This is a genomic window from Streptomyces sp. ATLC9 (assembly GCF_057196705.1).
In genome coordinates, this window is the sequence record NZ_JBXUOY010000319.1 from 1 (window position 1) to 5,421 (window position 5,421).

The following is a 5,421-nucleotide window of genomic DNA, read 5'->3' on the forward strand; positions in this document are numbered from 1 at the left end:
GGCCGCGCGCGGCCGGCGGGGTGCGCGCGTACCGGCCGCGTCGGGCACGCCGGGCCGCCTCACGCCCGGTCGACGTGCACGTTGGTGGCCTTCACCCGGGCCACGGCCTCCATGCCGACCACCAGCCCCAGCTCCTCCACGGCCTCCCGGGTCAGCAGGGAGACCAGCCGGTGGGGCCCGGCCTGGATCTCCACCTGGGCCGCGACGTCGCCGAGGCGGACGGCGGTGACGATCCCGGGGAAGGAGTTGCGGACGCTGGTGTGCGGCCCGTCCTCGTCCCTGTCGGAGCCGCCGGGGCCCTCCGAGGCGAGGGCGGCGGCGAAGGCGGCCAGGTCCTCACCCGCCACCAGCCGTCTGCCGCCCTCGTCCCGGCGGGTGGGCAGCCGTCCGGCGTCCGCCCAGCGGCGCACCGTGTCGGGACTGACGCCGAGCAGCCGGGCCGCCCGGCCCATGGAATAGGAACGCATGTGCGTGACATTACGGTTCGAGGGTTGGCGTATGCAAGGGTGGCCGGGTCCAGGGGTTCGTATCCGCGAGAGAGGCCGGTGAACGTGCCCAGGAGGTCAGAGCGCCTTCCGGCGCGTGAGGTGGGTGAAGGAGAGCCAGCCGGGCAGGACCGGCAGCCAGAAGGTCATCAGGCGGAAGAGCAGGACCGCCGGGGTGGCGATCTCCTGCGGCAGCCCGAACGCGATCAGACCCGCGATCAGCGCCGCCTCCACCGCGCCCAGACCGCCCGGGGTGGGCGCGGCCGAGCCCAGCGCGTTGCCCGCCAGGAAGACCACCGCGATGCTCGCGTAGCTCAGCTCGCCGCCGAAGGCGCGGACCGAGGCGTCCAGGCACAGCACGAACGACACCGTCAGCAGCAGCATGCCGCCGATACCGCTGAGCAGCTTCTGCGGACGCTGGACCACGTCCAGCATCCGCGGGACGACGCCGGCGAACAGCGCCCGCACCCGCTCCACCACGAACTTCCGCAGTGCCGGGACCGCCGTCACGATCAGGGACAGCACCGCCACCGTCAGCAGCCCCGCGATCACCGTGCGGGACGGGGAGAGGGTCGGGGTCCGCTCCGTGCCCGTCAGGTAGCCGAAGACCAGCAGCAGGAGGACGTGACTGCCCAGACCGAACAGCTGGGAGGCGCCGACGCTGGCGACCGCGTGGCCGGGCCGGACCCCGGCGCGCTGCAGGAAGCGGGTGTTGAGCGCGACCCCGCCGACCGCCGCCGGCGCCACCAGCTTGACGAAGGAGCCCGCCACCTGGGCGATCACCGTGCGCGGGAAGGGGACCTTCTCGGGCACGAAACCGAGCAGGCTCATCGCCGCCGCGAAGTACGTCAGGGCGGAGAACAGCAGCGAGGCGGCCACCCAGCCCCAGTTCGCCTCGACGACGACCTGCCGGAAGCTCACGTGGGTGAGCTGGGAGAGCAGGAAGTAAGCGGCGAAGGCCCCGGCGATGAAGCTGACCAGCGTACGCGGCCGGACGCGCTCCAGCCGGGCCGGCTGTATCGGGGCCTGCGGCCGGATCAGCAGCACCTGCCCGCGGATCTGTGCCAGCAGGTCCTCCTCGCGCGCCTCCTCCAGGGCCTCCATGACGGCCTGCTTCTCGGCGTGCTTCTCCGCCCGGAGCGACCTCCGGTCGCCGGCGGGCGCGTGCCCCTGGGCATGGCGGGTCTCGCGGCTGTGGCGGGACGCCTCGATGGCCGCCTCCCGCTCGCGCTGCGCCCGTTCCTTGGCCAGTCTGCGCAGGGTGGCGCGGGTGCCGCGGCTGAGCGCGATCGGCTGGAGCAGCGGGAGGCTGTCGGCCACCGCGTCCGGGCCGAGCACCTCCACCGCCGCCGCGACCGAGCGCTCGGCGCCGACGCGCAGGCCGAAGGTGGTCAGCAGCTGTGCCACGTCCATCCGCAGCACCAGGTCGCCGGCCGCGATCTCGCCGGCGCTGAGGTCGGTGAGGAACACCTCGCCGGAAGAGCTCACCAGCAGGGCGTCGTCCTCCAGCCGGCGGTGGGCGATCCGCCGCGACTGGAGTGCGCGCACCTGCCGCCAGACCGCGCGCATCAGCTCGTCGGTGACCTCCTCGTCGGGCAGGGAGCCCAGACCGCGCCCCTCGACGTGCTCGTAGACGAGCATGACGGCGTCGGGGCCCAGCTCGGAGGTGGCGATCAGCCTCGGGGCGTTGGCCCCGGCGGCGATGGCCGCGTATGCCAGCAGGGCCTCCTGCTCCAGCGCCTGCCGCAGCGAGAGGAGGCTGCGGCGCTGGGTGATGCCGCGCAGCGCGAGACGGCGCCAGGCGCGGTAGAAGTAGCCGTGTGCCTGCTGCTCGCGGTCCACGACGGTGACGTCGAGCGGCGGGCCGTCCTCCAGGGTGACCAGATAGCGCCGGGCCCGGTCGTTCTGCTCGCTCTGCTCGGGATCCGCGGGGCCGACGGGGTCCAGGTGCAGGGCCCTCACCGGCCTGAAGCCCACCCGCCGCAGCCCGCCCAGCAGGTTCTGGCCCGTGGGGCGGACGTTGGGGGAGCCGACGGCGTAGAGGGTGCCGTAGGCGACTGTCCAGCCGATCAGCACGGTGACCAGGATCGAGAACGGCGTGGTGTATCCGCCGACCAGCACCGCGAAGGCGTCCAGCAGCAGCACCGCCCACAGCAGCACCCGCCAGCGGGGCCGGCGCGCCATGCCGACGGCCGTCATGTAGGCGATCACGGGGGCCAGATAGCCGTGCACCGGGTCGGTGAGTCCGCCCTGGGGGGCCGGGCTGGTCAGCGCGTTCTGGACGGAGCCGGGGGCCTGCTCGGCGACCCACAGGTCGGTGGCGAGCGACACGCCGTGCGCCAGGACGGCGGCGAGGACGCCGTCGGCGATCCGCAGCCCGTCGCGTTTGACCAGCCGCTCCAGCGCGAAGGCCACCGGCACGATGAGCACGGCGACGCTGGAGGCGAAGCCGGCGAAGCTGATCAGCAGGGGAGGGGCCTGGCCCGCCCCCTTGCCGATGTCCTGCTCCAGGCCGGCGGTGGTGCCGTGGGCGAAGGCGGCGACGACCAGGACGACGGCGATGCCGAGGACCCCGAGCAGCAGCCGCATCAGGTCGGAGGGGCGGTGCACCCGGGCGGGGAGGATCGGCTCGTCGCCCTCGATGTGCTCCTGGCTCCTCTCCTCACCGGCCCCGCCGGCCTCCCTCTGGGAGTGCGCCTGTCGGCCGGGGCCGCCGGTGCGCGGCAAGGAGCGATCGGAACGGGGCTCCTCCCGCGGAGGGGGCCCGCCCTGTTCCTCGGGCCGTTCCCCGGCCCCTTTTCGCTCTCGTATCACCTGTCACCGCCGGGACGATGGTGGCACGAGGAGGTGGCGGGCCGGTGAGGGAGGTCGCTTTTCTCCGCGGAAAGCCGAGTTTGCGCGTGTCGTGTCGGCCCGCGAGCCGCCACCCCTGCGGGCCGGCGGCGGCATGGGGCACCATGGCCGCCATGACCGGACCCGCCGGCGAGCTGCCGGACTACGCGGAGAGGGTGCTGGCCGTGGTGGAGCGCATCCCGCCCGGCCGGGTGATGACGTACGGCGACGTGGCCGAGTGGCTGGAGGAGGGCGGCCCGCGGCAGGTGGGCCGGGTGATGTCCCTGTACGGCGGCGCGGTGCCGTGGTGGCGCGTGGTGCGGGCCGACGGAACGCCGCCGCCCTGCCACGATGGCCGGGCGCTGGCGCGCTACCGCCAGGAGGGCACCCCGCTGCGCGGGGGCCGGGACGGTACGGCCGGCGCCGCCCCGGCGGTACGCGTCGACATGCGCCGTGCCCGGTGGGACGGGGACGAGGGGGGGAGCGGGGGCGGACCCGGCGGCCGCGAGCGGCCCGCCCGGCGCGCCTGACCCCGGGGGTGTGGGACTCCTCACGCGTACCAGCTTCCGCCACGGCTCGCCGCGCACGCCGCCGTGCGCGCGGCGAGCCGTCCGAACGGGGCACGGTGGCGTGCGGGCGCGACACCGTGCGCCACGGCCGCCCCCTCGCGTACCGTCTGCACCATCCAGCACAGCGACCAGGACCGGCGATCCACGTGAGTTCCTCCCACAAGTCCGATATGTACCGGTTGGTGCGTACCCCGCCCGGTCCGGCGAGTCTCCCTGCCTTGGACGCGGCCCAGCGTTCGGTGGTTGACCACCGCGGCGGACCGCTGCTCGTCCTGGCCGGCCCGGGCACCGGCAAGACCACCACCCTGGTGGAGTCCGTCGCCGAGCGCGTAGGCCGCGGTGGCGACCCGGAACGCGTCCTCGTGCTGACCTTCGGCCGCAAGGCGGCGGTCGAACTGCGGGACCGGATGGCGGCCCGCCTGCCCGGCCCCGCGCCGCGGACTCCGCAGATCACGACGTTCCACTCCTACTGCTACGCCCTGGTGCGCGCCCATCAGGACGCCGATCTGTTCGCCGAACCGCTGCGGCTGCTGTCCGGACCCGAGCAGGACCTGCGCATCCGCGAACTGCTGGTCGGCCAGACCGGGCTGGAGGACACCGGCCGGGAGCTGGCCCGCTGGCCCGAGGAACTGCGCGCCTGCCTGACCACGCGCGGCTTCGCCGACGAACTGCGGGCCGTCCTCGCCCGCAGCCGCGAGCTGGGGCTGGGGCCGGACGCGCTGGACGCCTTCGCCCGCCGTGCCGGCCGCCCCGACTGGCGGGCCGCCGCGGCCTTCCTGGCCGAGTACCTCGACGTGCTCGATCTCCAGGGCGTGCTCGACTACGCCGAGCTGGTCCACCGCGCGGTGCTGCTCGCCGAACGGGACGACGTGGGGGCGAAGCTGGCCGCGCGCTACGACGCGGTCTACGTCGACGAGTACCAGGACACCGACCCGGCGCAGGTGCGGCTGCTGCGCGCACTGGCCGGGCAGGGCCGCACCCTGGTCGCCTTCGGCGACCCCGACCAGGCGATCTACGCCTTCCGCGGCTCGGACGTCAACGGCATCCTCGACTTCCCCCGCGTCTTCCGGCGGCGCGACGGGGCCCCGGCCCCGGTGGCGGTGCTGCGCACCGGCCGCCGCTCGGCCTCGGCGGTGCTGGAGGCCACCCGGCGGATCACCCTCCGCATGCCGCTCACCCGGCTCCCGGCCGAGGCCGTCCGCGCCCACCGGGGGCTGTCGGCGGCCCGGGAGGGCGGCCGGGTGGAGGTGTACACCTACCCGACTCCCGGGGCCGAGCTGGAGAACATCGCCGACCTGTTGCGCCGCGCCCGGCTGGAGGAGGGCGTGCCGTGGCGGGAGATGGCGGTGCTGGTGCGCGCCGGCCACCGCACCATCCCCGCGGTGCGGCGGGTGCTGACGGCCGCCGGCGTCCCGGTGGAGACCGACGGCGACGACGTGCCGCTGAGCCGGGAGCCGGCGGTGGTGCCCCTGCTGACCGCGCTGCGGGTGGCGGCGCGGGCCGCCGTGGCGGACGCCGCCGGAGCGGACCGGGCC

General features: G+C 75.2%; 5 protein-coding genes. 2 read left to right on the forward strand and 3 right to left on the reverse strand.

Annotation, left to right across the window (positions count from 1 at the left end; translation table 11 throughout):
* Positions 1–59: 59 nt before the first annotated feature.
* Together AC2CJA_RS23540 and AC2CJA_RS23545 are read right to left on the reverse strand one after the other, a co-directional pair.
* Positions 60–467 (reverse strand): TOBE domain-containing protein, encoded by a 408-nt coding sequence (locus AC2CJA_RS23540; RefSeq protein WP_484604687.1) that lies wholly within the window; start codon positions 465–467, stop codon positions 60–62.
* A 96-nt stretch (positions 468–563) separates the two neighbouring features.
* Entirely contained in the window at positions 564–3,128 is a 2,565-nt protein-coding gene (locus tag AC2CJA_RS23545; RefSeq protein ID WP_484604690.1) for a lysylphosphatidylglycerol synthase transmembrane domain-containing protein, read from the reverse strand.
* 323 nt (positions 3,129–3,451) lie between these two features.
* Here AC2CJA_RS23545 and AC2CJA_RS23550 point away from each other — a divergent pair, with 323 nt between their 5' ends.
* On the forward strand, positions 3,452–3,847 hold the full coding sequence (locus tag AC2CJA_RS23550) for an MGMT family protein (protein ID WP_484604688.1): 396 nt from the start codon (positions 3,452–3,454) through the stop codon (positions 3,845–3,847).
* Between the two features lie 20 nt (positions 3,848–3,867).
* On the opposite strand, the gene AC2CJA_RS23555 is transcribed toward AC2CJA_RS23550, so the two are convergent.
* Positions 3,868–4,032, reverse strand: coding sequence for a hypothetical protein (locus tag AC2CJA_RS23555; protein ID WP_484604689.1), 165 nt, complete (start codon positions 4,030–4,032; stop codon positions 3,868–3,870).
* 24 nt (positions 4,033–4,056) lie between these two features.
* Here AC2CJA_RS23555 and AC2CJA_RS23560 point away from each other — a divergent pair.
* Positions 4,057–5,421, forward strand: a 1,365-nt coding sequence (locus AC2CJA_RS23560) for an ATP-dependent helicase (protein WP_484604691.1), incomplete at its 3' end; no start/stop codon positions are given.

What these genes read in the sequence shown, in the direction of transcription:
- AC2CJA_RS23540 (WP_484604687.1), bottom strand. Translation starts at nt 467, where the DNA reads ATGCGTTCCTATTCCATGGGCCGGGCGGCCCGGCTGCTCGGCGTCAGT.
- AC2CJA_RS23550 (WP_484604688.1), top strand. Translation starts at nt 3,452, where the DNA reads ATGACCGGACCCGCCGGCGAGCTGCCGGACTACGCGGAGAGGGTGCTG.